Below are 25,548 nucleotides of genomic sequence, written 5' to 3' on the forward strand. Positions count from 1 at the left end.
AACCTCCCGGATCTGCCATTTACTGCAACATTCATTGTCAAAACCCATTTATGTCCGGTAAATTCGTCGCTCCAATATCAAATCACTTGGATAATAAAGGCGCTTGCATAGTGGTATTTGTTGCAAAACGTATAATCAACGTTGTAATCAAAGCCTCAATCACTACAATCTCTGGTTCGATTTTTCAGTTAACGTTTGTATGCCGAAGTTAAACCAAGATAACCCTGTTCAAAGCTCCGCCCTTTCCGATATCGAAACCAGCAGTAAGATTCAATCGGCATTAGAACCGAAGTTTCACAAGCCAGAGAAACGTCTCTGCTTAAGCCCTGGCCTATCGGATAAGCATTTGGCGCGCCGTTGGCAAGTATTGGAACACGTGACCAATAAAGATCATCTCCTTGATCCTTTCACGCAGTCACATTGCGATGCTTACTCCAACAACATCGAGCACTTCATTGGTACTGTTAATGTGCCGGTCGGCATTGCAGGCCCTTTGCGCGTCAACGGCTTGTATGCGAACGATGACTTTTTGGTTCCGCTCGCAACGACAGAAGCCGCGTTAGTCGCTTCCTACAACCGTGGCGCAAATCTTATCACCGCCGCTGGTGGCGCGAGCGCATTGTTGCTGAGTGAAGGGGTGAGCCGAACGCCAGTGTTCGCCTTTAATAACCTTGCCGACGCTGGCCAGTTCGTCAGTTGGGTTGTGACCCAGTTTGACGCATTTCGTCAAATAGCGGAATCCACCACCTCACATGGCAAACTCAAAGACATCAATGTAAATATCGAAGGAAACCATGTTTATTTGGTCTTTGAATACGTGACTGGTGACGCTTCCGGACAAAACATGGTGACCATCGCAACAAACGAAGTGTTCCATCATATTTTGGCGACCAGCCCAATCAAACCAACTCAAGCATTCTTGGATGGCAACTTATCAGGCGACAAAAAACCAAACGCACACACACTGCGCTCGGTACGCGGTAAGAAAGTATCCGCCGAAGTGACCATTCCTGCTGAGTTGGTGGAAAAATATCTGCATACGACGCCGGAGTCTATGGTTCAATTTGGCAAAATGACCACAGTGGGCGGTTTACTCAGCGGGACAATTGGCGTCAACGCGCATTACGCAAACGCGCTTGCCGCGCTGTACATTGCTTGTGGTCAAGATGCCGCTTGCGTTGCAGAGTCTGCCATTGGAATCACTCGTATGGATGTGGACGCTCAAGGCAACTTGTACGCGTGCGTGACCTTGCCAAACATCATGGTGGGGACGGTTGGTGGTGGTACTGGCCTTCCAACACAAAAAGCATGTTTGGATATTTTGGGTTTGCACGGCAACGGCAAAGCGAAAGCGTTAGCCGAAGTCGCAGCTGCGCTTTGTCTGGCTGGCGAACTCTCGATTGTTGGCGCATTTTGTGCCGATCACTTTTCTCGTGCTCACCATAAGCTTGCCCGAAAATAACCTTTGTTGCTTTGTACAAGAGAACATCCGTGTGGTTTTCTCTTGTGCAAACCAATGGACTTTATTTATTGGCTCAATAATTTCTTGAAACTAACTTAAGCCTTAACAAACATACCAATCTCTTGTTAACAGTACTTTAGCTGTCCCCCTTCTATATCCATTGCGATATCTCTTCTTATTACTCTTCACTGGCCATATTTAATATCAGTATCTTAGAAAAAATAGCATCAAAAACTTCTAGCACTATAGTACCAAATTCACCGTTTGAGTTTTTTGTTCACCACTTATAGCTACTATACTCGCCTATGCAGCTGCTTGATTTTCATAAATTTACTAAACAGCTCAAAAGAGCTTAATAACTCCCGTTAAATGGACTTAAATCGTTACTTCGGGTAAGCGAGTTAACTATGAGACGTCAGAAGCTAAATAAAATCTCTGCTTGGGTACTAGGATTGGCTATCTTATTGCTGAGCCATGTGCCTAATGTATCAGCACAAATACAGCAATCCCCATCCGATCAAACCGTTGCGCGTTTTCTCTATCAAACCTCTTTTGGACCAACTCCTGCGTTAATTAATGAGGTTAGGGAAAACGGGTTAGAGGACTGGATACAGGAACAAATCAACCTGCCAGCAACCTACCATCAACCACTTTATCAAACGCCTTTTTCTAAAGGCCTACAGTCAAACCGCGAAAATGCTTGGTATCAAATTGTTGTTACTGCTGAAGATCAGCTCAGACAGCGAATGGCTTATGCATTGAGTCAGATCGTAGTCGTTTCTCGTTATGGCGGCGTTCTTTCCAGCAAACCTACAGGGTTAGTGAATTACTACGATCTGTTGGTTGAACATGCGTTTGGCAACTACCGAGACCTGTTGTATGACGTTTCCATCCATCCAGTCATGGGGAGCTATTTATCTATGCTCGGTAGTGCAAAAGAAAATAGTGCGACAGGAACGCTTCCCGATGAGAACTTTGCTCGAGAGTTAATGCAGCTATTCACTATCGGTTTGTATGAACTCAATTTAGATGGCAGTAAAAAACTAAACCACGCAACAGGCAAACCTATCCCCACGTACAATCAAACTGATATTCAAGAGCTCGCGCGAGCATTAACTGGATGGAAAAATTCCGACATCGCATTCGTGAAACCGATGCGAGTTATCAGTCAGCGACACGACACCGGCGAGAAGCGATTTCTAGGGAACGTGATCCCATCGGGTCTAACCGCACAAGAAGAGCTTTCAAAAGTGATTGATATGTTGATGTCTCACCCAAATGTTGCTCCATTTGTTTCAAAATTACTTATCCAACGTTTGGTCAGTTCAAATCCAAGCCCAGAGTACGTCGCGCGTGTTGCTACGATATTTAACAACAATGGGGAAGGAGAAAAAGGCGATCTAACCGCCGTTGTTCGAGCCATATTGCTCGATCCTGAAGCATTAGGGATGACGGATACACCGCCTATAAAAGTGAAAGAACCGATACTGGTCCTGACTAATTTTCATCGAGCATCAGGTTTTACGGTTAAAGGATCACGTTACGAAGACGCAACAACGATGATGAACATCGCTAATCAAGGGCCGCTTCGTTCTCCTTCCGTGTTTAATTTTTACTCTCCAGACTATCAGCCGTCTAACGAGTTTACGGAGTCTGGTATTAACTCTCCAGAGTATGAACTTCTCAATTGGTCTGTTTATACCGATTTGGTCAACTATATGTTAACCAGCACTCGTAGAGGAGGTGGTGATTCCTACCACTTCGATCTTAACGAGTTTTATCTTCTTCTGGACGATCACCGTGCCTTAGTCGAATTGGTTAACGAGCGTTTCTTTGCTGGAACGGCTTCTGCTGAATTGAAAGAGCTCATGCTCACCGCCCTGAATGATTATCGTGGGGACTATGTGCCAACAACAAAACTCGCTCTAGTGATATTTACCGCCATTTCTGGCGACGAATTCTATATTCAGGATTAGGAGTGAATTATGGATATTTCACGACGACATTTTATACAAAGCACGCTATCGATGGGCGCACTAGCCTCTCTTAGTCTGCCAGGTTACTCTCTCGCAGCGCCATCCAATGACTTTCGAGCATTAATATGTGTGTATTTAGCAGGCGGAAACGATGCATTCAACACCATACTGCCATTATCGGAGGCGCACTATCGTCAATATTCCAAAGTCAGAGGGCCACTCTCTGTCGCCAAAGAAGACATACTCCCTATCAATTTGAGTGCTGTCGATAGCTCAAATCACCCAGTGAAGCTCGGCTTACACCCAAAGTTAAATGCGTTAACTTCCGTTTTCGAACAAGGCGATGCCAGCATCGTGCTCAATAGTGGCATTCTCAACCATCCCGTCACCAAACAAGCTATTGAGCAAGGTGAAGCATCACTTCCCGAGCAACTGTTTTCTCATAATTCTCAAACAGACGCTTGGTTACTTGGTGGAATGAGCGAGTCTAAAAATCTTGGTTGGGCTGGCAGAATGTTGGATGTATTAAACTCTGAATCAGAAATAACACCGCTATACAGTGTGCATGGCAACTCGCTTTGGTTACGGGCAATGAAACACCGCCAAACCGTCCTGAAAAAAGATCGCGCAGTTCAGCTTACCGCGATTGATAACCCGCTATACAAGGGGATCTATGATCGCCTTCTCTCTCATCAAACTGACAATCCATTTAATGGTCATTTTAATTTGATGGTTGATGAGTCGATGGTAATGAGTAGTGTACTGAGCGAGCAACTCAACCACATTGCTGACGAGCCGTTGTTTACGTCATCGACGCTCGGCAAGCAGATGCAAACCGTGTACAAATTGATAGCAAGCCAAGATGTCCTGAAGCAGCAACGACAAGTCTTTTTCGTTAAACACTCTGGGTATGACCTGCACGATTCGCAATTGGCACGTCATCCAGTGTTACTTGAGGATCTCGCGACAAACCTTTTAGCAATGTATCGTGCGGTCGAACGGTTAGGGCTAAACAAGCAAGTCACCTCTTTCACTATGTCTGACTTCGGTCGACGGATGATGAGCAACGGAAATGGTACCGATCATGGCTGGGGTGGCCATCAACTATTAATTGGAGGCGCGGTAAATGGGAAACAACCTATCGGTACATGGCCGGAACTAATACTGGGCGGAAACGATGATTACTCTCAAGGCCGACTCATACCCAAAATTGCCGCTGATCAAGTTGGTTCAACACTAGCACAGTGGATGGGCGTGAGTGATAACGCTGCACTGGAATACGTCTTCCCGAACATCCGTAATTTTACTCATTCAAACCTGGGTTTTATGTCGTAAGATATTTTACAGGTAGCTGTAGAACACATCATCAAATAAGGGAGCCTCGCGCTCCCTTACTCATCTTATGTTTGCAAAGTGTCCGTTACACCTCGTCGCGACGGCGTTCGTTACACAGCTTAATGGCACGCTCAAGTAATTCTAGCGCGGATTGCTCACATTCAGGCAGAACCGCATCACTTTCACCAATTGGCGTTACGCGGTCACCCCATTTCAATACTGCCGCACCCCATGTCAAACCTGCACCAAATGCAGCAAGAAGCATATTATCACCTGGGTTAACTCGACCTTGCTCTACCGCTTCACACAATGCAATTGGCACCGTCGCAGCTGAAGTATTGCCATAGTTTTGAATGTTAACAAACGCTTTGTCGTGTGGAATTCCAGACAGGTCACACAAGGTTTGAATAATACGAATATTCGCTTGATGCGGAATCACAACATCGATTTGTTCCGTCGTTAACTGTGATGCTTTCAGTACGGTTTTCGCAGCTAGCCCCATGCCTTTTACTGCACGTTTGAAAATTTCTTGTCCTACAAAGTTGAAATCCCAGTAACCGTTGTCTTCCGCAAAGCGATCCATACAAGTACCAAACTTTGGTACGGACAGAATATCGCGGCCTTTTGCGTCACAACCGATTTGAGACTGTAGTAAACCCGTTTCTTTTTCCGTTCTTGATAACACAACGGCGCCCGCACCATCACCAAATAGAACAGCGGTATCTCGCATTGCCCAATCGATGTAGAAAGACAATCTTTCCGCACCAATAATGATCGCGTTACGATAGTTACCTGATTGAATCAAACGTGTGCCCGTTTCTAGGCCATAGACAAATCCCGTACATGCGGCATTTAAGTCAAAGGCAGCGGCTGCACGAATACCTAGGTTCTGCTGTACCTTAGACGCGATATTTGGAATCAATGAATCTGGTGAACAAGTCGCCACAATGATTAAATCCACGTCTGTTGCATCGACGCCTGCTCGAGCTAATGCATGTTTAGCAGCAACGGTCGCCATGTCTGACGTGTTTACATGACTAATACGGCGGTTTTCGATACCAGTGCGGGTACGAATCCACTCATCGGAAGTATCGAGGAAAGTGCTAAGATCATCGTTAGAGAGCACGGCTGGCGGAACACATTTCCCCCAACCTGTAATTTCAGCGTAGTAATTTGTCATCGCAGACCTATTTATTGTTGTATTTTAATAAAATTTCTTAGAACCTTAGGCTCAAATACAAACCTGCGCTGCGTTATTTCGGCAGGTTAAAAAATAAGTATACAAATAATGAGGCTGACTGGTAAGTCATGTTTTCATCAATACGTAATAAAGGAAGAAGTCATGTCATCGTTTAAAACTCGCTGCCCTTCGTGCGGCGGTCTAAATCGTGTCCCTAATGAGCGCGTTGCCGAATCTGCAACTTGCGGTAAATGTAAAAGTGCACTTTTAGACGGCTCGCCTATCGAAGGTACACAAGATAACTTTTCTGCTCTATTACAAAGTGATATGCCTGTTGTAGTAGATTTTTGGGCCCCATGGTGCAACCCGTGCGTTGGTTTTGCTCCTGTTTTCTCTGATGTTGCTCATGAGCAAGCCGGAACGGCTCGTTTTGTTAAGATTGATACCGAAGCTCAACAACAACTTGCGGCGCAATTTGGTATTCGCAGCATTCCTACCATTATGGTTTTCAAAAATGGTCAACGTGTTGATATGATCAATGGTGCGTTACCTAAAACTCAATTTGATCAATGGTTAAATCAAGCACTTACTAAATAATCTTCCACGCCAACCTTGTTTGTAGGTTGGCGTTTTTATGCAACTTATCAACCTATCTAGTTAATAAATATTATTTGTCGAAACGACTTAAATTTATCATTTTACTTGCCTAACTATTAGCCTCATATTCGCGCCGAATAACCCTTAGATTTCATTTAACTTATAGGCGCAAAACAGTGGAAAACACAGTCGTTCCTGCAGCATCACCACGAGTTACAGTTCCAGTCGTCGCACTGTCTCTTTATGCGGTGGCTTCGGGCTATTTAATGAGCTTGATCCCTCTCATGCTCGGTGAATACAACATCTCAGCAGATTACGCGAGTTGGTTGGCGAGTGTGTTTTATGGCGGCTTATTAACCGGTGCTATTTTTATTGAACGTATCGTACGTCAAGTTGGTCACCGTAACGCGTTTATTGGTTGCTTGGCCGTATTTTCGCTAACTATCGTCACACTACCCGTGTTTGCTAACGGATTGATGTGGCTTGCCGCTCGCTTTATTGCGGGTATCGCGGTTGCTGGTGTTTTTGTCATTGTTGAGTCTTGGCTAATGTCTGGAGACGAAGCATCGCGTGCGAAACGTTTGAGCTTGTACATGCTATCGCTTTATGGTGGTTCAGCATTAGGCCAGTTTGGTATTGGCGTGCTTGGCGTAAGTGGCGGCGTTCCGTTTATTGCGATCACGACGTTGATCCTAATGGCTATGCTGGTGTTAATGTTCATTGATTGTGAGCAGCCAAACAGCCATGAATCAACCGCTTTATCATTTAAGCAAATTGCCAAACTAAACCATGCAGCAATTATTGGTTGTGTTGTTTCAGGTTTGACCTTAGGTGCGATCTACGGATTAATGCCAGTTGAGTTAACTAACCGTAAAATTAGCCATCAAGACATTGGTACATTGATGGCGCTAGTGATTCTAGGTGGCATGCTAGTTCAACCAATGGTGACCGCGTTAAACAAATACATGAGCCGCACAGTGCTAATGGCGTTTTTCTGTATTTTGGGTATTTTTTCGATCGGTATGACCTTTATTTCCTCGTCAGCCGTGGTATTGGCTGCTGCATTATTCTTTTTAGGTGCAGCTACTTTTGCCTTGTACCCGATAGCAATCAACTTAGGTTGCGAAGGACTTGATGAACGCTTTATTGTCTCTGCGACACAAGTCATGCTGTTTAGCTACAGCATCGGCTCTGTTGCTGGCCCAGTTGTCGCTGATAAATTTATGGGCCAAGAACACGGCTTACTAGGCTACTTGTTTGCCGCTTTGGTTGCGACTGGCGTATACATGCTACTTGCTGCGAGCAAAACCAAACAGCGTATGGCCGCTGGCCTCTAATCACGCCGCTTCTACTCAACGAAAACGAGGGCATGTCGCCCTCGTTTTTTTATTCTTCGCATTTTTGTTTAGATAAACGCTTGTGACGGTTTGACGCGTTCGCTGCAGGCTTTTCCGGTACCATTCGCTTTTCATGAAGCAAATGACGAACCGCCAAGATGGGATGTTTCAGTAACATTCTGGGGCCAGAGTAACGCATGACCAAACGCATTTGTTCTTTCGGCTCTGGTTTGTAGCAGTGAATCGGACATTTATTACACGTCGGTTTATTCTCTCCATAAGGACAGCGGTCGAGGCGCACTTCTGCGTATTCAAGCAGCTCACGACATTCTGAGCATAAGTCACGTTTTGTTCCATGATGGTCATGACAGTAAACCTCTACCATGGCTTTTACTGTCTTAAATTCAGTGGCGAGTTTGCCAAGTAAAATATCGCTCATGCGCTATCCAAAAATCACAACATCATTGTGTAAAGTTCTAACGTGCGGCCATTATCATATTGCTGCTCAACTCGTTCAAACTCAAAGCCCAGTTTTTTGAGCAAACTTATACTACGAATATTGTCATTGTTGGTGATGGCAACCAAATTATCGAGTTTCATTTCCTCTCTAGCGTATTCCAGCACTGCGGTTGCAGACTCCGTTCCGTAGCCGTAGCCATAAGCGGAAGGTAAAAATCCATATCCGAGATCATAGTGTTGTAATGTGTCACGTTTAACCAACCCACAAATCCCGATGGGTTGCCCATCTTCTTTCTTCTCTACAACGAGTAAACTCACGCCTTTAATTTGTTGCATGCGTAGCATGTTTTCTTTTATGTAACGCGCCGCTTCATATTCGGTACGAATTTGTTTGTCTCCGACAAAACGGTAGAAGTCTGGGTGGTTATAAAGTTCTAGTATAAATGGTGCATCATCTACACTCACAAGACGCAGTATCAAACGTTCGGTGTACAGTGTTTTCATTTGGGCTCCATTAAAACGCGATAGATGATTGGACATAGGAACGTACTTGAATTTTGCGACCGATACCGGCGCTTATTTAGTTGTAACTTGATAAAAAAGTAACTATCCTGCCTCGCTAAATTAAAGGACCACCACCATGAACCGCAAGAAGAAAATCAATCAGATCTTGAAAGCGAAGCAGAAGAAGCATAACGCTAAGCTACATAAGAGCAATAAGCCGCGTTATATCTCCAAAGCTGAACGCGCGAAAATGGAAGCTGAAGAACAAAACCAAGCTTCAGAACACACGGAAAACGTTGTAGACACAGCGAAGACAGATCAAGCCTAAAAGAAAAGCCGCTTCAAGCGGCTTTTTTGATATTCGGAGATAGTTAGCTTTAGTATTCGACACTGTAGTTCAGTGTGAATGTGCGACCTCTTCCTTTGTAGTCGTACGCTGCTGCATCGTAGTGTGCTGCATAAAGAATCTGCGCACGTTGTCCCCAAGCGGTTGTGTAGTCTTCGTCAAATAGGTTTTGAATACCAAAACCTAACTGCCCGATAGGTAGTGTTACGTTACCAAGAAGATCAAACGTAGTGTATCCATCTAGTTTATTGTTTGCGTCATCTTCGTAATCAAACATCGTCTGGCTTTGTAAACGTACTGAATAGCCATCCTGATAGTAAGCCGCCCACGCGTTCGCTTTTGATGTACTTGCTTTACCCGCGCTTAGATCTTCCCACTTACCGTTGGTTTTCAGCTCAGAAACCACATAGTGACCTGATGCACCTAACAAAATATCACGGTTTACCCAGTAGTTAATGTTTGCTTCGGCACCGTATACACGTTGCTCGTCATCAACATTGGTGATTAGGAGCGTCTTCTTGTCATACTTGATTGAGTTATCCGAAACCGAGTAGTAACCCGCCGCTTGCAGTGCGACAGTATCCGTATCTAATCGGTAACCAATTTCATAGCTGTCCGTTTTGATGCCCGACATTTTTGAGTCAGATACATTAATGCTATTGTTCAACGCGTAGTGACCATTTGCATCCGCGGCATCGTAGCTACCTTGGCCGTAGTACTTTGCAGGATCAGCGAGTTCGAAACCTTGAGAGAAGTTCGCCCAAAGCTGAGATTCATCGTTAAGCTGATAAATGGTGCCCAAATTAAATAAGCTCACAGAGTAGTCAGTGCTGCCACCTGGTACCGCATCCGCTGATACACCATTACCCGATGCGATCTTCTTTTGTATACTATAGGCAACAAAATCATCAATCTTATTGTCCATGTATTGGTAGCGGTAGCCTGCTTGTACTGACCAATCTTGATTGATTTGGTAATCCCCTTGGACAAATATTGCGTAAGACGCCACATCAACATCTGGGTAACGCCCCACTTCGGCATAGGTTCGATTAATTAAGTTCCCAGAGCTGTTCGCAATGGTTGGATCGAACAGAGCCTGGTTACTTTCAAAACGGTCTAAGTACGCATCGACACCATAAACAAGTTTGAATGACTCCCAGCTTTTAGCTAACGCTAAGCGCCCAGCAAAAACTTCTGTTTTTTGTTGAGAGGCACTTTGGTAATAAGGAGTAAAGGTTTGGTCTTCACTACGGTAAGATAACTCGCCTATCAGTTGATGACCGAATACGCTGTCGTGAGCGTAGTTCGCACTTAAGAGAACTCGCTCTGTACCATGTTCACGGTCGGAATCGAACCCCTCTCGTACATCAACAAATTTATTGTTAACAATGTACAAACCGTATGGCGAATCTTGCTGGCTGTCATAGTATTGTGCGACAAGGTTTAACTTGCTGGCATCGGAGATTTGAATCTCGGTCGATCCCATAACATCGAGCGTTGAATTATACTGCAAGGAGCCCTGTGAAATGTCTGGGGTGACAATGTCGCCATTTGCGTCAAATGCACCTTGTGTCTCGGTGTACACAACCGAACCTCTAGCGGTAATTCGCTCATTACCACCCGAGATAGACTGAGCGAGTTTGTAATCAAAGTCATCGCTGCTATTAAAGCCTGTAGTGCCACTCACGTAGGATTCAAACGACAAGTCATCCGAGTACGTTTTCTTGGTGATAATGTTAATAACACCACCAGTAGCGCCTGCACCATAAATGGAGGTTGCACCAGATAGTACTTCAATTCGCTCGATGTTGAATGGGTCTATTGCGTCTAACTGACGACTAATCGGGCGAGAAGACTGTAACGAGACACCATCAATCATTACCAACATTGCTCTACCGCGAAGGTTCTGACCATAATTAGTTCGACCACCGGTGCCGACGTCTAAAGAAGGGATGGTTGCAGAAAGAATATCACCCAGTGTCTTGCCCGCACGATATTGCTGAGCAATCTCTTCTTGGCCAACAAACCAAACCGTTCCTGGAATATCGGAGATCGATTTCGGCATCACACTGCCTACAACAACCAATTGCTCATCGCTCGGAGTCGATGTTTGTTGAAGATCTTCTGCTGCTATTGAGCTAACTGCGTATCCACTGCTCATCGCAAGTACGATGAGATTGAAAGAAAACGTCCTTTTCATCATTGTATTTATCTTTTTGTTGTCAACAAGAGTATGCAATGATACTTATTCTCACTCTCAAATCGAGCATTGTTACACAAGTTAAATAAATGTTAATTAAGCACCTTCTTGCTCATAAGCTGTCGATTTTCCTCTAAACGAGGACAATCTGCACAAAGCTTTCTGCCTTCACACTTATAGACTAAACAACAACTTTTTCTTACTAACTTTAGCGACTGATCTGATTCCGTCTCATGAAGTGAGCGGCTATTATCAACATCCAAACCCATTGCGCTTAGCCACAAGACCGCATGCTCCTGAAGTGTCGAGTTAGTCATTTGCGGAAAGCGCTGTTGGAGACGAATTAAACAAGCCATGATTCCGTCCGACATCAATTGATGGGTGAAGCCAGGACGAATGCGTGTCCATTGACTCATCTCTTGTTGATAGAAGTCGAACAGTTCTCGGATTTGACGCCCCGCCTGTTTTATCAACGCTTCTGGCTCGCCATGTATATGCGCTTCGTCGGCGAATCGGTACCCAGAAACAAAACAAGGTTTGAGGTGCTGCGCTATCTCGCGAATGTTTGGCAACGTGTGGTAACCGTAAATAGAGATGAATGCGACATAAACTGGCTGCCAACAAAGTAAATCCCACGTTCTTGTCAACCAATATGCTTTTCCCGCTTCCGGATGAGCCTCCGAGATTTGCTGGTAAAGGCCTTGGATGATCGGGTTGATATCATTCTCGATATGGATAGCTTCTTGCCCTATCTCGCCGATATCACCGTGTAGGTAAGGTGTAATCTCACTCGAAGTTTGAAACAGTTGCGGGAAAAATTGCTCAGACATGATGGCTTATTGTTGGTGTAGTCATTCTGACACCTTTATACCCAAGCACCAATCGCAATGCAAACTATTATCCTTTGCGTTTTCATAACAAAGAAGCACTCTTAGGGTTAGTTATGAATGTATTTCCGAGTTCTGTGAAGCTGTAAGGTCTGGTTAAGTATGCGATGAATAGCAACAAACTCTTAAACCTCTTCGCATTTAGCGCTGACATGACCGCAAAAATACACAGCATAAAAACACCCTGATAAAACTGTGTTAACAGTTTCCCTGTGTAGCGTGAGTTATTGCCAATAATTGAATATTGCTGTTTCTTATCCAGCGGATTGTGAACAACATGAAGTATTTTCTTTCTGAATATCGAGACAATACAAAGAGGTAATTTGGCTATGTAGCCCTCTGTTTTGAATAAGGAAATCCACATGTTGTATCTTGAGTTTCTATTTTTGCTCGTGATGCTGTATATCGGCTCACGTTATGGTGGTATAGGCCTTGGGGTCGTATCCGGAATTGGCTTGGTGATTGAAGTCTTCATCTTTAAGATGCCGCCAACCTCTCCTCCTGTCACCGTTATGTTGATCATTTTAGCGGTGGTAACATGTGCTTCCATTCTTGAAGCCGCTGGCGGTTTGAAATACATGCTGCAAGTTGCCGAGCGTGTGCTTCGTAAGAACCCAAAACGCGTCACCCTTATTGCTCCGTTCGTGACTTACTTTATGACCTTCCTACTTGGTACAGGTCACGCGGTTTACTCTATCATGCCAATCATTGGCGACGTTGCACTTAAAAATGGCATTCGTCCAGAGCGTCCTATGGCTGCCGCTTCTGTCGCGTCTCAAATCGCAATCACAGCCTCGCCAATTTCAGCAGCAGTGGTTTACTACTTGGCGCAACTCTCCGACATTCAACACGAGATCACTCTGCTCTCAATTCTGCTCGTTACTGTACCTGCAACGCTATTCGGTACGTTGTTGATGTCACTTTACAGCCTAAAGCGTGGTAAAGAGCTAGACGACGATGAAGAATACCAAGAGCGTTTGAAAGATCCAGTGTGGAGAGAAAAAATCCTCAACACAACTGCAACGTCTCTTGATGAAGTACTACCAACAAGTGCTCGTAACTCTGTATTGCTGTTCATTGCATCGATCTTGGTTATCGTCATTATCGCGATGTGGCCAGACATTCGTACCATCGTAGATGGCTCGAAGCCAATCAGCATGGCAGTTGTGATTCAAATGATGATGCTCTGCTTCGGCGGTATCATTTTGCTTGCGACCAAAACTGACCCGCGTGACGTACCAAATGGGGTGGTATTTAAATCTGGTATGGTGGCGGCGATTGCTATCTTCGGTATTGCATGGATGTCAGATACCTACTTTCAGTACGCTATGCCTCAATTTAAATCTGGCATCGTAGAGATGGTAACCAACTATCCTTGGACATTCGCGCTTGCGTTATTCATTGTGTCGGTTGTGGTGAACTCTCAAGCTGCAACGGCTCGCATGATGCTGCCTGTTGGTCTCGGCTTAGGTTTGGAACCTGCGCTGCTTATCGGCTTGATGCCAGCGGTATACGGCTACTTCTTTATTCCAAACTACCCTTCAGATATCGCGACTGTGAACTTCGATACCTCGGGCACAACTAAGATTGGTAAGTGGTACTTCAACCACTCATTCATGTCTGTGGGCTTAATCGGCGTGATTGGTGCGTGTTGCTTGGGTTACTTGCTAGGGCAAATGATCATTCCTTCGTAACTAGCCAAATCAACGATAAATTAGAGGCGAGTCATTGTACGTTTTCGTATAGCCTGAGTGACTCGCCTTTCTTTATTGCACTATTAACTACAGCAAGAAATCGTCATCAATCGCGACAAAATTGTCGGCACAATCAATCAGAGTTTGAGATGTAAGTTTAGGTACACCATAAACGGTCACCGTTTTATTGAAGCGCTGCTGAATTCTCTCTACTAGCAGACTGAAGTCTCCATCTCCCGAAACTAGAATCACTTCCTCAACTTCGGGAGCAATTTCAATTGCATCGAGAGTAATACCCACATCCCAATCGCCTTTCGAGCTGCCATCACGACGCTGGATGTAGGGTTTAAGCATCACCTCAAATCCAACACCACGAAGAATATGGTGGAACTGACGTTGCTTGGGATCATTGCTCGCAATAGCATAAGCACGAGCACTTACCACCTCTTTCCCTTGTGTGGCAACATACCAAAACTGGTTGTAATCAAAATTGCTTCGATACGCTTCGCGACAGGTGTAATACACATTCTGTACATCAACCAAAATGGCGATTTTTTGTTTGCTTTCCGAACTCATCTATTTCTACGCTCAATTTATTTGCTGCCTACCCTATGCCAGTTTTGGAAAAAGCACAATGAGCCAATTCCACTAAACTTAACGTATAAAAAGTTATTTGGGTTTCTAGGGGAACTGTCATGGGCGGAAAGTTACTAGTGATACTGCTTTCTTGTATCTTGTCATCGACAGCATTTGGTTATCCAGCGCACTCCAAATACTGGCCACATAGAAGTGTGCTCTACTTTGCGCCAGAAAATGATGAATACGTCAAACAATTCTTGCTAGAAACACTTATGAATGAGTGTGAGTTGGAAGACAGAGATGTCGTCACGCTGGTCATTACAGAACAAGGTTATACTTTTCCTGCTTGGCTTAAAGAAGAGTTCGACCTAAAAATGCTAGCTCGTCTTTATGAGGTCGAAAAAGGTTCTCATACCGCTATTTTGCTTGGTAAAGATGGTCTAGAAAAGCACCGCTGGGGCGCAGAAACAGACTGGTCGTTTATCAACAACCTCATTGATCAAATGCCTATGCGTAAGCAAGAAATGCAGAGGCAACAAAGCCCCTGTAAAATATAGTCACTTCTGGGCAGTATTACTTTGCGAACCAATCCAACTTGTTGTGAAGTTGAGTCACGCTGCCAACCACAATCAATGCTGGGCTCACGGCTTGCTCTGCCATGATCGATAGCTCGTTCAACTTTCCTTGGAACACGCGCTGCTCTGGGCGCGTACCGTTTTCAATAATGGCGCATGACATCTCAGGATCTAACCCATGAGTGATCAGCTTATCCATAATATGGCCGCTTTGCTTCAAACCCATATAGAACACAAGTGTGTTGTTGGATTGCGCTAGTGAATGCCATTCAATCTCACGACCATCTTTTTGTACATGACCAGTGATAAATTGAACGCTTTGTGCATGGTCGCGGTGTGTTAATGGAATACCTGCGTAAGCCGTTGCACCCGCAGCAGCTGTGATACCCGGAACCACTTCGTATTTGATGCCGAATTCTGCTAGCTCTTCTAGCTCTTCACCGCCACGACCAAAGATAAATGAATCGCCGCCTTTTAGACGTACAACGCGTTTACCTTCTTGCGCTTTTTGCACCAAGATTTGGTTGATTTGATCTTGAGGCACGCAGTGAAAATCGAGCTTTTTCCCAACATAAATCATCTCTGCTGATGCATGCGCCAACTCAAGAATCTCTTTTGATACCAATCGGTCGTACACAACAACTTCAGCCGCTTGAATGGCTTTTAAGCCTTTTACTGTGAGTAAATCAGGGTCACCAGGACCTGCACCAACAAGAGAAACAAAGCCGCTGTTTAAAGATGAGTTAACAGTTGTCATATCAACGCCTATCGAAAATTTGGACATAAAAAGTAACACTCAAGTCATTAACTCAAGGTTAAAATCACCCCAAGGAGTTATTACTTTTTATAGCTAAATCAATACAATACTTATCGAAAGTTAAATGAGTTGAACAGCCCTACCTACCATAGGTAGGGCCAGATAAAAGCGGTTTATTTTGCGATTGCAGGCTCTGTTTTTACTTCTTCTTCAACTACGTTGATAGAAGGCGCTGTTTTTGCGTGAGTTAGGTACAGTGGAATACAAGTCATTACGAGACCACCGACAATATTACCTAGAATGGTTGGAATAAGGTTGAAGTTCAACCAAGTCGCGATACCAAAATCCGCACCTAGAATCATACCTAGTGGGAATAGGAACATGTTTACTACGGTGTGTTCAAATACTAGCGCAAAGAAGATGAAGATTGGGAACCACATCATTGCTACGCGACCAGACACCGAACGTGCCGTCATGTTGCCGATAACGCCTAGACACACCATTAGGTTACAGAAGATGCCGCGTACGAAACATGTGATCCATCCGTCCATACCCATGTTTTCAAAACCAAGGCTACGCGCGGTAGAAACAGCGACAAATTTCTTCGCTACTGCGTTCAGTTCTAGAGAAAAGTTACCTGTTAGAGAGATAGCCACTAGGTAAGCAACGATCAGAGAACCGATAAGGTTACCCAAGCCTACAAGACCCCAACAACGGAAGATACGACCCCAAGTGATGCCCGGACGGTTCGCAAACTTAGCCAGAGGCGCTAGACCAAAAACACCGGTTACTAGGTCATACCCCATCACACTTAGAATTACGAAACCAACGGGGAAAACAAGTGCTCCTACAAGGCCGATACCCGTTTGTACAATCGCGGTAATAGCAACCACCACCGCAAGCGAAAGAATAACGCCAGCCATCGTACCGCGAAGGAGAAGATCTCGCGTGCTTGTATTGGTTTTCGCTTCACCAACATTGATCATGGTTTGCACGAATTCTGCAGGCTTAAAATCAGTAGACATGAATGTGTCCTTATCCAAAATTGAAAGTTAAAAAGTTAAAGATTGAATAGAGAAAGGCTTCCCGTTGACACCTGAACGCTGTCTACAACACCTCGCTTCCCTGTTCCCCTGAGTTGATGCTTGGAAAGCCTTTGTCTATTAAATCTAGGTTTCAGTTCATTCCCTCCCCCTAAGAGGAGGGAATGAAAACCAAGCTTACGCAGAGATTTCTACTTCGCCGTTGGTTACGCGGGTTTTGTACGCTTTCACGCTAAAACGCTCGTCTTCCATGCACGCACCTGTTGTCAGGTTAAAGCGTTGCTTCTTAAGTGGGCTAGCCACCCAAAGCTCGCCTTGGTGCTCACAGATCAAACCGCGAGAAAGCACGTTTGATTGGAAGAACGGGTCTGTGTTGCTGATCGCCAGCACTTCTTCTGCTTGTGTTGGGCGGAATACCGCAACTTGCTGACCATCAACCAAAGCACAAACACCCGTGCCCGGTACGATGTCGCTGATTTGGCAAATCTTTTCAAATGACATAATCAACCTTCCCTTATGCTTCAGTGATCGCTACGTGTAGGATGTCGCCTTTCGCTTCAGGGTGCTTTTCCGTGAAGGTTGCTGGGCGGTGCTGCTCACGCTCTTGTACAAACACAACGTTGTCATCGCGCTTGTCAGAGTTGATGAAGTGCGCGAAACGAGTCAGTTGTGATTCGTCGTTGATGGTCGCAGTCCACTCACACTCGTACTCGTCTACAAGCTTCGCTACGTCTGCTTCTAGTTGAGCGTTGATGCCAAGTTTGTCGTCAACAATCACTTCGCGTAGGTAGTCAACGCCACCTTCCATGTTTTCCATCCAAACTGATGTGCGTTGTAGTGGCGCAGCAGTACGGATGTAGAACATCATGAAGCGGTCGATGTACTTGATTAGCGTTTCTTTATCTAGGTCACTTGCAAGTAGGTCTGCGTGACGAGGCTTCATACCACCGTTACCACATACGTACATGTTCCAACCTGCGTCAGTCGCGATAATGCCAAGGTCTTTACCTTGTGCTTCCGCACACTCACGAGTACAACCAGAAACACCGAACTTCATCTTATGAGGTGTACGAATGCCTTTGTAACGGTTCTCGATGTAAGAACCTAGACCAACAGAGTCTTGAACGCCGTAACGACACCAAGTAGAGCCCACACATGTCTTGGCCATACGAAGTGCTTTTGCGTACGCTTGACCTGTTTCGAAGCCAGCATCGATAAGCTTGCGCCAGATCTCTGGAAGATCGTCTTTTTGAGCACCGAACAGACCAATACGTTGAGCACCGGTTACTTTGGTGTATAGGTTGTATTCTGCAGCAACGTTCGCTAGCGCACCCAATGCTTGAGGTGTTACTTCACCACCCGCCATACGTGGGATAACAGAGTAAGTACCGTCTTTTTGGATGTTACCTAGGAAGTTATCGTTCGTGTCGTGCAGCTTAACCAGTTGTGGCTTAAGGATGTGCTCACCCCAGCAAGAAGCCAAGATAGAACCAGCCAGTGGTTTACAAACTTCACAGCCGTAACCTTTACCGTATTTCTCTAGAAGCTCATCAAACGTTTTGATCTCTTCAATACGGATTAGGTGGAACAGCTCTTGGCGTGAGTATGCAAAGTGCTCACACACGTCGTTCTTCACTTCGATACCAGATTTAGCAAGCTCAGCATTTAGAACAGACGTCACTAGAGGAATACAACCACCACAGCCTGTACCCGCGCCCGTCACGGCTTTGATGTCGCCCAATGTGTGGTGACCATCAGCAACCGCTTGTGCGATCTTGCCTTTGGTTACGTCGAAACAAGAGCAGATCACTGCACTTTCTGGTAGAGCATCTGCACCTAGTGCTGGTTTCTCAGCGCCTGCGTGTGCAGGAAGGATCAACGCATCTGGGTGTTCTGGTAGGTCGATTTCGTTCAACATAAGTTGAAGCAGGTCGCCGTAGTCAGACGTATCGCCAACCATAACCGCGCCAAGCAGTTTCTTGTTGTCTTTAGAAACGATAAGACGTTTGTAGACTTCTTGTTCTTCGTTCTGGTAAACGTAACTCTTACAACCTTCAGTACGACCGTTCGCGTCACCGATTGAACCTACTTTTACACCTAGAAGTTTCAGCTTCGCAGACATGTCAGCGCCTTCGAATTTGCTTTCTGTGTTACCTAGTAGGTGATCAACAGCAACTGTCGCCATCTTGTAGCCAGGAGCAACAAGGCCGTAGAACATTTCGTTCCAAGACGCACACTCACCGATAGCGTAGATGTTCTCATCAGAAGTCTGACAGTGGTCGTTAATAGCAACACCGCCACGAGGTGCCACTTCTAGCTCCATTTGGCGTGCTAGTTTGTCTTGTGGGCGAATACCTGCAGAGAATACGATGAAGTCTGTTTCTAGCTCTGAACCGTCAGCAAAACGCATAACGTTGCGTGCGTTTGTGCCTTCTGCCGCAATCTCAAGCGTGTTTTTGCTGGTGTGAACGTTCACGCCCATACGCTCGATCTTTTGACGAAGTTGGTTACCACCAGCCAGGTCAAGTTGCTCAGCCATTAGTTTTGGCGCGAACTCAACAACGTGCGTTTCTACACCCAGTGCTTTCAATGCGCCTGCTGCTTCAAGACCTAGCAGACCACCACCGACAACAACGCCTGATTTGCTCTTCTTCGCACACGCTTCGATCGCTTTAAGATCTTCGATAGTACGGTAAACAAAACAGTCTTTGCTTTCGTGACCTTTGATAGGTGGAACAAATGGGAATGAGCCAGTAGCAAGAATCAGCTTGTCGTATTGAACTTCGCGACCAGTGCTTGAGTAAACAATGCGGTTTTCACGGTTGATGTTAATCGCGCGTTCGCCGATCAGCATGTTAATACCGTGTTTCTCGTAGAAGCCTTCTTTTACTAAAGAAAGTTCATCTGCAGTATGGTGAGAAAAGTAAGAGGAAAGGTGCACACGGTCGTATGCGACACGAGGTTCTTCACAGAAAACCGTAATGTCCATATTAGACATATCAGCTTTCTCGACTAAGTCTTCAATATAACGGTGCCCTACCATACCGTTACCGATGACTACTAGCTTCAACTTGCTCATTATAATTCCTAAGGGTTAGGTTCTTATCACTGAGCTCATTGTTAATTGTGAAAGAAAATTAATACATGATGTAAATCAATTACAATTTCAAACTACCCCAAAGGGGTAGATGAACGTATTTATCTGACTATTGCGAAATAAAAAGTAATTTATTAACGGATATTGGTAGTTTTAACAAACTGAGATAACCGAAGCCATGCTAGCAACGGACTATACCGTTTTGCTTTATGAAGTAAGGCTGACCATCGAAACCGAGCACACCTACGATAAATCCTGTTTTGCTTCTAAACGACGCACTCACTTGACTTCACCGTTTCAAGGTGATCAGAGAACAATATCTGAAGTGATTGAAAGATTTAGAAAAATCAAGCTTCACAACAAAAATTTTTTACTAGCTAAGTCGCACTATAAAGACTAAAATCGGGTTTAGTTCATATGGAATAGCGTCCATATGATTGATACCGTAATTGACATATAGAGTGCCGTCCCATTTTTGTGAGGCGGCCTTTTATTTGGGAGTCATAAAATGTCAGAAAACAATTCTATCTACATCTCAAGCTTAGATATGAACCGAATCACGGCTTTGTTGGATAAAATGCCAAACATCGCAGCGGAGCTTGTGGAATTAGAAGCAGAGCTCGACCGAGCAACAGTTCTTGAGCCAGAACAAATGCCAGATAACGTGGTCACGATGAACTCGACTGTAGAGTTTAAATTTTCAGGTGAAGATAGAACCATGACAAAGACACTGGTTTACCCTTCTGAACTGAAAAGCAGTGATGATATCTCTATTTTTGCACCCGTAGGCAGCGCACTGATCGGTTTGTCTGTCGGCCAAAAACTTGACTGGCCAATGCCAAATAATCAAGTGAAGACAATTGAAATTGTCGATATCACATACCAACCTGAGCGTTGTGGTGCACTAAACCGCTAACCCTCAGTAGTCCCGGTGCAAAGGCCTCCATTTAAGACTTTGCACCAGGAGAGTTATCCACCTTGAAAAACACTCTAAAGCCCCCTTCAAACCAACTAAAATTTCGACCTATCATATACACTGTCATCTACCTCTCTATTAGACTCACCATACTTTGCAACTCAGTAGCGCATACGAATTCCGGGCCCAACCGACTAAAGCTATTCACTTTGTGAATTGTGGCAGTGGAGATTAAGGGAGCCATAACCCTCATGTGTAACACTGCTGAACACTGTGTAACATTGCTGTGGACATTTTTACTTCGAACTTAAATCTTCCCAATCATAGAGTTAACTGAAATCAAAAATACGCCTGCATAAAACTGTAAAAAGCGCTGACACAATTTTATCATCAAAAATCACAAAAATAATGCAAATACAAATAGTTATCTAATGGCATGCTCTGTGCTTTTATTTTCACCCGAAGTTGACGTTCCACAACAAATAACAAACTAACAACGAGTTTTGGTAAGCAGTACCCCCCAGGCTCAACGGAGGTTTTATGGAAAGCAATATTAATTCATGTTGGATCACAAACGTATTGAGTTGTGCCAACATAACCAAGGCAAAACTATTGGCTTTATTACTAGTTGTTCTAAGCTTTGTTTTAAGCACGCAAAATGCGTTAGCTAACGACCCTGGTGAACCTACAGACAATGGGGTACACCCTATGTTTGTAGAGGGCAATCCAACTTGTTCGGATCTTATGGGCAATGTTGAAGGGCTCGTGGAGTATCGCATAGATGGAGATCAATTGGGCGATGGTGTGCTCGGCGATGGGGAATTAAGCGTTACTATCGATGTTCAACCAGATAAGACATTTGATTGGTCAAGCAGCGGAGGTATTGTCCACTCTATCTTTGTTAAAGGCGGACCAAATGGTAATTTCTACGAATATTATAGTGACGGTGGTGTAATAACTTATTCCGACGGAAACTTACACTCTCCCGTTAATCCTAAAAATGGTAACTACTACGGTCTGAGCCATGTGTCATTCTGTTACACACCAGGAGAACCAGAAATTACTCTTGTTAAAGAATGTACATTTGGCGAAGTTGTTGGTGGTGATTCATTGCGATTCAATTACAAGTTAACCGTAACAAACTCAGGAACCGTGCCGCTATACGATATTGTCGTCACTGATGATACCGCAGAAGATATAGATGGTTTAGGTAGCCACACAACCAATATAGGTATGCTCGATCTGGACGACTCACAGGTTATTAATGGCAGTTTTGTTATTAACCAGAATGGTATCCTGAACCATGCTAGTGCTAAAGCTGCAACTGAAGTAGGTGGCGAAGTGGCAACTCAAGACACGGCAAGTTGGGATTGTCCTGAACAAAACCTTATCGGTTCATTATCACTTGAAAAAGATTGTGACGTGCTCGTAGTGCTTAACGACTATGGACATTACGGACTACAAGTGAATTACAGTGGTGAAGTCTGTAACACATCCGAAGTAACCATAAATAACGTATTTGTGACTGACGATAAAGACGCTGATCCTCAATTTATCGGTACCTTAACCCCTATGGGAACTATAGGGGCATGTGCTCCATATTCAGGTAGCTACGTTCCTGTTCCAGGAGAAGACGAATTGGGTGAAGGTACTCCGGGATTTTATGTAGGTGCCTTTAAAGATATGGTAACTGCAACGGGTGTTCCTGTGTTTGGCGATCTAGCACCAGTTATGCCTGCTGAGGCAGAATGTACCTTGTGTCCTCAATGTGTAGATCTCGAGATGTGCCCTGCGCCCGCATCGGACCTTAACCTATAAAATGCGTTTCTAATTATTAGAAATAGGAAAATGCCTGACTCAAAGAGTCAGGCATTTTTATGTGATTCTGCTACTTGTTTTTTCATTTACCTGGCTTGCTGTTATCACCACCATCCGACTGTAGCTTTATCAACACATCGGCCGTTGAGCGACTATTACCATCGCTAATGGTATAACTAAAGCTATCATTATTCTTGAACCTTCGGCTTGGTGTGTAGCGCAAAGAACCATCTGACAATAGTTCGACACTGCCTTTATTAGGCTCTGTAAATGAGACGACTGAGGCCGAAGCTTGCGCATCAATAATATCGTTTACCAACACATCTATTAGAACAGACTTTTTTTCATTCAAGATAACGGTATCATCAACAGCAGCCAGTTCAGGCTTTGTCAATTCATCTGCCATCACAGCATACATTACTGATGTTGCAGCATCATAAGATAGATCAGCTGAGTGCTGAGTTTGAATAGATAGTGAGTAATTTTTTGCTTCAGTTTCTGTTGCTGAGGTCACAACGACTACTGCTTGTCCGGACTCACCAGAAGCCAGTGTTAACTGATTGTCACTAGCTTGCCAACCAATCGGTACCACGGTATTGATATTAAAGGTAGAAGTTCCGCAATCTATAGAGTCATTGTTTGTTATGCTCACCTGATACTGCACATCTTCACCTGCCAGAACTGAGTTTTTCGTAATCGCTTGAGCCGTTATACTCGGTGCGTTAATAGTGCAGTTACCCATGCCACCACCAGGCTCAGAACCACTTAGCGTTACCGTCACCTCAGCCTGAGTACCATTTGCGCTATTTAAGTTGATCGTCGCTCCAGAAAGCGGATCAGTATAACTATCACCAACTGGCATGGCTGGATCGTACCAGTCGTTTGAGCCAGTAATGGCATAATATTCAGAGCCCATTTTAAAATGAAGCAGATTGCTACTGCGTTCATCACCTTCTAGTGCTGAGCGAATGACAATGCCGTCCGTTACATCGCCACGATAAAAAATGTAAGAGCGTGCATCTAAAAAACTGTCGTAGCCAACTGATTGGCGATACTCAATATAAAACCAGCTTTTCTTCCCCGTAGTCGGATCAATACCACGTGGTACCTTGATGGTTACAGGAGCGCTACTTTGTGTTTCGTAGTTTGCAATTACATAAGTGCCACTTTGAGTAACTTCAATTGTTTTAGCAGCATGACTACCTTCTAACCAACCTAGCTGCTCTCTCTGGAAAGTATTGATATAACCATTAGAGCCCCCCATCACATCATAGCTGTCACCATATTCACGTCTTGTACAGTGATCTGAGATAGGTTGGTCACCACAGTCAAGTGCACCCGAGTGACGCATTCCAAGATTATGTCCCAATTCATGAGCAATGTTCATTGCGGAAAAGTTGCCATTAATCCAAGCTCGTGACGGCTTACCCTGCATCGTCGCTGAGCCAGCAATGCTGCACGCCGTTTTCGTCATCATATAAACGATACGATCATACTGGCCCAAGTCTATACCTGATGAAATAGCTTTCTGATCTGCCGCTTCGCGCACGGCGCTTAAGTCACATATCTGGTTTGAAACAGGCAGTGTATACCAACCCACAACTTGACCAGAAAACCAAGTCTGGCCAAAAGAATTCTCGCGATAAAAATCATCCACAGTATCAAATACTAAATGATTTGCTTCGGCCTTGCTCAACGGTTGCTCATTCGGGTTCTCTTTGAAATTCAGCAACATAACTAGTGTATTTTGTTGTCCCGTCGTATTTGCTGTTGCATTGGCGTAGTGGGTACTCTGTAGAAAAGATAATATTACCAATAAAAATGACAACCCTTTATTTAGAGTTTTTCTATTTATTTTAATATTTTTTATCACTGCTTCACCTAATTTAGAATAGTAAATAATTCATTTTTCAATGAAAATACATAATGTAAATAATATAAAATTTAGACAATAAAATGTCCTAGCCTACTAGTCCAGGCATGTCCTCATTTAACATGAATATGTTCATAAATGAATAATAAACAAAAATATATTCGCGAGAATCATAACAAAACAAATGGTCAAAATTCAACCACAAAGACGAACAACTTAAATAAAGAGCATAAACAAAAAATTTATCTTACCTATCAAATATTTAATTGAATATAAAAACAATTTTATATAAACAACATTTATATTATAAAATAAATTTAGCAATTAAGTTTAACCGCAAAAATTAATTCTTTAAATATCAGTAGAATAGAGGCGAAAACCAAAATAAATAAAATACACAACAAAAGTTATAAGCTTTAAAGTCATTAACTTAATAACGGCACATAATGTTAATATTATTCATCATTCCCTGAACCACACTAACTCATTCTATTGTTAAATTTAAGTCAAATAAAAACAATGAAACATCACAATACTCACCTATACTCATATTTATTAAAAGGTTAAACCGAAGTACAGAGCACACTAATAAATCAAGAAAAATATATTTAAAAGGAGATAAATATCAAAATTAAATTCAGTATTAGACTAAGTTAACTATAATTATATAGAGAGAAATATAACTAAGTTAGATATAATAATTAATTTAGGTCTGTAGTTTATACACAACTACTATTTAGATATGTATTGGAATGGTTTGAAATGCCAAATATAAAAAAACCGGCTATAAGCCGGTTTTTTTATAAATATTGGAGGCGCCTCCCGGAGTCGAACCGAGGTCCACGGATTTGCAATCCGCTGCATAGCCACTCTGCCAAGGCGCCTTTCTGATTTTTTATCTCTGTCACCAAAG

21 protein-coding genes and 1 tRNA gene are annotated in these 25,548 nt (G+C 43.9%); 10 read left to right on the plus strand and 12 right to left on the minus strand.

The annotated features are described in order from the left end of the window. Positions 1 to 199 precede the first annotated feature (199 nt). From R7Z47_RS07710 to R7Z47_RS07720, 3 genes are all read left to right on the plus strand, one after another. Entirely contained in the window at positions 200 to 1,462 is a 1,263-nt protein-coding gene (locus tag R7Z47_RS07710; RefSeq protein WP_149192249.1) for a hydroxymethylglutaryl-CoA reductase, read from the plus strand. Positions 1,463 to 1,869: 407 nt separating this feature from the next. After that, entirely contained in the window at positions 1,870 to 3,438 is a 1,569-nt protein-coding gene (locus R7Z47_RS07715; RefSeq protein ID WP_206949016.1) for a DUF1800 family protein, read from the plus strand. A gap of 9 nt (positions 3,439 to 3,447) precedes the next feature. Continuing rightward, positions 3,448 to 4,773, plus strand: a complete 1,326-nt coding sequence (locus R7Z47_RS07720) for a DUF1501 domain-containing protein (protein WP_206949017.1) — start codon at positions 3,448 to 3,450, stop codon at positions 4,771 to 4,773. Positions 4,774 to 4,858: 85 nt separating this feature from the next. On the opposite strand, the gene R7Z47_RS07725 is transcribed toward R7Z47_RS07720, so the two are convergent. After that, on the minus strand, positions 4,859 to 5,953 hold the full coding sequence (locus R7Z47_RS07725; protein ID WP_005387993.1) for a ketoacyl-ACP synthase III: 1,095 nt from the start codon (positions 5,951 to 5,953) through the stop codon (positions 4,859 to 4,861). Between the two features lie 162 nt (positions 5,954 to 6,115). Between R7Z47_RS07725 and trxC the strand changes: the two genes are divergently transcribed. After that, entirely contained in the window at positions 6,116 to 6,550 is a 435-nt protein-coding gene (gene trxC, locus R7Z47_RS07730; RefSeq protein ID WP_005376074.1) for a thioredoxin TrxC, read from the plus strand. Between the two features lie 176 nt (positions 6,551 to 6,726). Continuing rightward, positions 6,727 to 7,887: an MFS transporter gene (locus tag R7Z47_RS07735; protein WP_151515542.1), complete on the plus strand. Its 1,161-nt coding sequence runs from the start codon at positions 6,727 to 6,729 to the stop codon at positions 7,885 to 7,887. 49 nt (positions 7,888 to 7,936) lie between these two features. On the opposite strand, the gene R7Z47_RS07740 is transcribed toward R7Z47_RS07735, so the two are convergent. Both R7Z47_RS07740 and R7Z47_RS07745 read right to left on the minus strand, forming a co-directional pair. Then, a complete protein-coding gene (locus R7Z47_RS07740) occupies positions 7,937 to 8,326 on the minus strand; it encodes a nitrous oxide-stimulated promoter family protein (RefSeq protein WP_005387988.1) in 390 nt (129 codons plus the stop codon). 14 nt (positions 8,327 to 8,340) lie between these two features. After that, a complete protein-coding gene (locus R7Z47_RS07745; RefSeq protein ID WP_005387984.1) occupies positions 8,341 to 8,850 on the minus strand; it encodes a GNAT family N-acetyltransferase in 510 nt (169 codons plus the stop codon). 136 nt (positions 8,851 to 8,986) lie between these two features. Between R7Z47_RS07745 and R7Z47_RS07750 the strand changes: the two genes are divergently transcribed. After that, positions 8,987 to 9,178 carry a DUF2986 domain-containing protein gene (locus tag R7Z47_RS07750; RefSeq protein ID WP_171342947.1) on the plus strand — a complete coding sequence of 64 codons (192 nt, stop codon included), beginning with the start codon at positions 8,987 to 8,989 and terminating at the stop codon, positions 9,176 to 9,178. Positions 9,179 to 9,227: 49 nt separating this feature from the next. On the opposite strand, the gene R7Z47_RS07755 is transcribed toward R7Z47_RS07750, so the two are convergent. Continuing rightward, the gene (locus R7Z47_RS07755; protein WP_262606737.1) at positions 9,228 to 11,399 is read right to left on the minus strand and encodes a TonB-dependent receptor; all 2,172 of its coding nucleotides are present in this window, start codon (positions 11,397 to 11,399) and stop codon (positions 9,228 to 9,230) included. Positions 11,400 to 11,488: 89 nt separating this feature from the next. After that, complete coding sequence (locus R7Z47_RS07760) at positions 11,489 to 12,226, minus strand: siderophore ferric iron reductase (protein ID WP_171344601.1); 738 nt, start codon at positions 12,224 to 12,226, stop codon at positions 11,489 to 11,491. A gap of 419 nt (positions 12,227 to 12,645) precedes the next feature. Here R7Z47_RS07760 and R7Z47_RS07765 point away from each other — a divergent pair, with 419 nt between their 5' ends. Then, complete coding sequence (locus R7Z47_RS07765; RefSeq protein ID WP_104976072.1) at positions 12,646 to 13,977, plus strand: anaerobic C4-dicarboxylate transporter; 1,332 nt, start codon at positions 12,646 to 12,648, stop codon at positions 13,975 to 13,977. 87 nt (positions 13,978 to 14,064) lie between these two features. Here R7Z47_RS07765 and R7Z47_RS07770 read toward each other — a convergent pair whose 3' ends face one another. Beyond that, a complete protein-coding gene (locus tag R7Z47_RS07770; protein ID WP_005387978.1) occupies positions 14,065 to 14,553 on the minus strand; it encodes an NYN domain-containing protein in 489 nt (162 codons plus the stop codon). Positions 14,554 to 14,672: 119 nt separating this feature from the next. Here R7Z47_RS07770 and R7Z47_RS07775 point away from each other — a divergent pair, with 119 nt between their 5' ends. Further along, positions 14,673 to 15,113: a DUF4174 domain-containing protein gene (locus tag R7Z47_RS07775; RefSeq protein ID WP_005387976.1), complete on the plus strand. Its 441-nt coding sequence runs from the start codon at positions 14,673 to 14,675 to the stop codon at positions 15,111 to 15,113. Positions 15,114 to 15,129: 16 nt separating this feature from the next. Here R7Z47_RS07775 and cobA read toward each other — a convergent pair whose 3' ends face one another. The 4 genes from cobA to nirB all read right to left on the minus strand — a co-directional run bounded on the left by cobA (position 15,130) and on the right by nirB (position 20,010). Continuing rightward, the gene (gene cobA / locus R7Z47_RS07780) at positions 15,130 to 15,888 is read right to left on the minus strand and encodes a uroporphyrinogen-III C-methyltransferase (protein ID WP_025767740.1); all 759 of its coding nucleotides are present in this window, start codon (positions 15,886 to 15,888) and stop codon (positions 15,130 to 15,132) included. A gap of 173 nt (positions 15,889 to 16,061) precedes the next feature. Beyond that, on the minus strand, positions 16,062 to 16,913 hold the full coding sequence (locus tag R7Z47_RS07785) for a formate/nitrite transporter family protein (protein WP_033907034.1): 852 nt from the start codon (positions 16,911 to 16,913) through the stop codon (positions 16,062 to 16,064). A 195-nt stretch (positions 16,914 to 17,108) separates the two neighbouring features. Then, positions 17,109 to 17,432 carry a nitrite reductase small subunit NirD gene (gene nirD / locus R7Z47_RS07790; RefSeq protein ID WP_005387969.1) on the minus strand — a complete coding sequence of 108 codons (324 nt, stop codon included), beginning with the start codon at positions 17,430 to 17,432 and terminating at the stop codon, positions 17,109 to 17,111. Between the two features lie 13 nt (positions 17,433 to 17,445). Further along, entirely contained in the window at positions 17,446 to 20,010 is a 2,565-nt protein-coding gene (gene nirB, locus R7Z47_RS07795) for a nitrite reductase large subunit NirB (protein WP_171345702.1), read from the minus strand. A gap of 526 nt (positions 20,011 to 20,536) precedes the next feature. On the opposite strand from nirB, the gene rnk reads away from it, so the two are divergent. Beyond that, entirely contained in the window at positions 20,537 to 20,944 is a 408-nt protein-coding gene (gene rnk / locus R7Z47_RS07800) for a nucleoside diphosphate kinase regulator (protein ID WP_005390213.1), read from the plus strand. A 612-nt stretch (positions 20,945 to 21,556) separates the two neighbouring features. Continuing rightward, on the plus strand, positions 21,557 to 22,762 hold the full coding sequence (locus tag R7Z47_RS07805; protein WP_225495853.1) for a hypothetical protein: 1,206 nt from the start codon (positions 21,557 to 21,559) through the stop codon (positions 22,760 to 22,762). A gap of 82 nt (positions 22,763 to 22,844) precedes the next feature. On the opposite strand, the gene R7Z47_RS07810 is transcribed toward R7Z47_RS07805, so the two are convergent. Both R7Z47_RS07810 and R7Z47_RS07815 read right to left on the minus strand, forming a co-directional pair. Beyond that, positions 22,845 to 24,497 (minus strand): Ig-like domain-containing protein, encoded by a 1,653-nt coding sequence (locus tag R7Z47_RS07810; protein WP_318129942.1) that lies wholly within the window; start codon positions 24,495 to 24,497, stop codon positions 22,845 to 22,847. 948 nt (positions 24,498 to 25,445) lie between these two features. Next, positions 25,446 to 25,519 (minus strand) — tRNA-Cys (locus R7Z47_RS07815). Positions 25,520 to 25,548 lie beyond the last annotated feature (29 nt).

This window comes from Vibrio sp. 1641 (assembly GCF_033339995.1).
Taxonomy (GTDB): Bacteria; Pseudomonadota; Gammaproteobacteria; order Enterobacterales; family Vibrionaceae; genus Vibrio; species Vibrio alginolyticus.

Coding starts and splice junctions, on each gene's coding strand:
- R7Z47_RS07785 (WP_033907034.1), bottom strand. CDS start 16,913: ATGTCTACTGATTTTAAGCCTGCAGAATTCGTGCAAACCATGATCAAT.
- cobA (WP_025767740.1), bottom strand. CDS start 15,888: ATGACAACTGTTAACTCATCTTTAAACAGCGGCTTTGTTTCTCTTGTT.
- R7Z47_RS07770 (WP_005387978.1), bottom strand. CDS start 14,553: ATGAGTTCGGAAAGCAAACAAAAAATCGCCATTTTGGTTGATGTACAG.
- R7Z47_RS07740 (WP_005387988.1), bottom strand. CDS start 8,326: ATGAGCGATATTTTACTTGGCAAACTCGCCACTGAATTTAAGACAGTA.
- nirD (WP_005387969.1), bottom strand. CDS start 17,432: ATGTCATTTGAAAAGATTTGCCAAATCAGCGACATCGTACCGGGCACG.
- R7Z47_RS07775 (WP_005387976.1), top strand. CDS start 14,673: ATGGGCGGAAAGTTACTAGTGATACTGCTTTCTTGTATCTTGTCATCG.
- R7Z47_RS07720 (WP_206949017.1), top strand. CDS start 3,448: ATGGATATTTCACGACGACATTTTATACAAAGCACGCTATCGATGGGC.
- nirB (WP_171345702.1), bottom strand. CDS start 20,010: ATGAGCAAGTTGAAGCTAGTAGTCATCGGTAACGGTATGGTAGGGCAC.
- R7Z47_RS07755 (WP_262606737.1), bottom strand. CDS start 11,399: ATGATGAAAAGGACGTTTTCTTTCAATCTCATCGTACTTGCGATGAGC.
- trxC (WP_005376074.1), top strand. CDS start 6,116: ATGTCATCGTTTAAAACTCGCTGCCCTTCGTGCGGCGGTCTAAATCGT.
- R7Z47_RS07710 (WP_149192249.1), top strand. CDS start 200: ATGCCGAAGTTAAACCAAGATAACCCTGTTCAAAGCTCCGCCCTTTCC.
- R7Z47_RS07750 (WP_171342947.1), top strand. CDS start 8,987: ATGAACCGCAAGAAGAAAATCAATCAGATCTTGAAAGCGAAGCAGAAG.
- R7Z47_RS07745 (WP_005387984.1), bottom strand. CDS start 8,850: ATGAAAACACTGTACACCGAACGTTTGATACTGCGTCTTGTGAGTGTA.
- R7Z47_RS07810 (WP_318129942.1), bottom strand. CDS start 24,497: ATGTTGCTGAATTTCAAAGAGAACCCGAATGAGCAACCGTTGAGCAAG.
- R7Z47_RS07725 (WP_005387993.1), bottom strand. CDS start 5,953: ATGACAAATTACTACGCTGAAATTACAGGTTGGGGGAAATGTGTTCCG.
- R7Z47_RS07765 (WP_104976072.1), top strand. CDS start 12,646: ATGTTGTATCTTGAGTTTCTATTTTTGCTCGTGATGCTGTATATCGGC.
- R7Z47_RS07715 (WP_206949016.1), top strand. CDS start 1,870: ATGAGACGTCAGAAGCTAAATAAAATCTCTGCTTGGGTACTAGGATTG.
- rnk (WP_005390213.1), top strand. CDS start 20,537: ATGTCAGAAAACAATTCTATCTACATCTCAAGCTTAGATATGAACCGA.
- R7Z47_RS07760 (WP_171344601.1), bottom strand. CDS start 12,226: ATGTCTGAGCAATTTTTCCCGCAACTGTTTCAAACTTCGAGTGAGATT.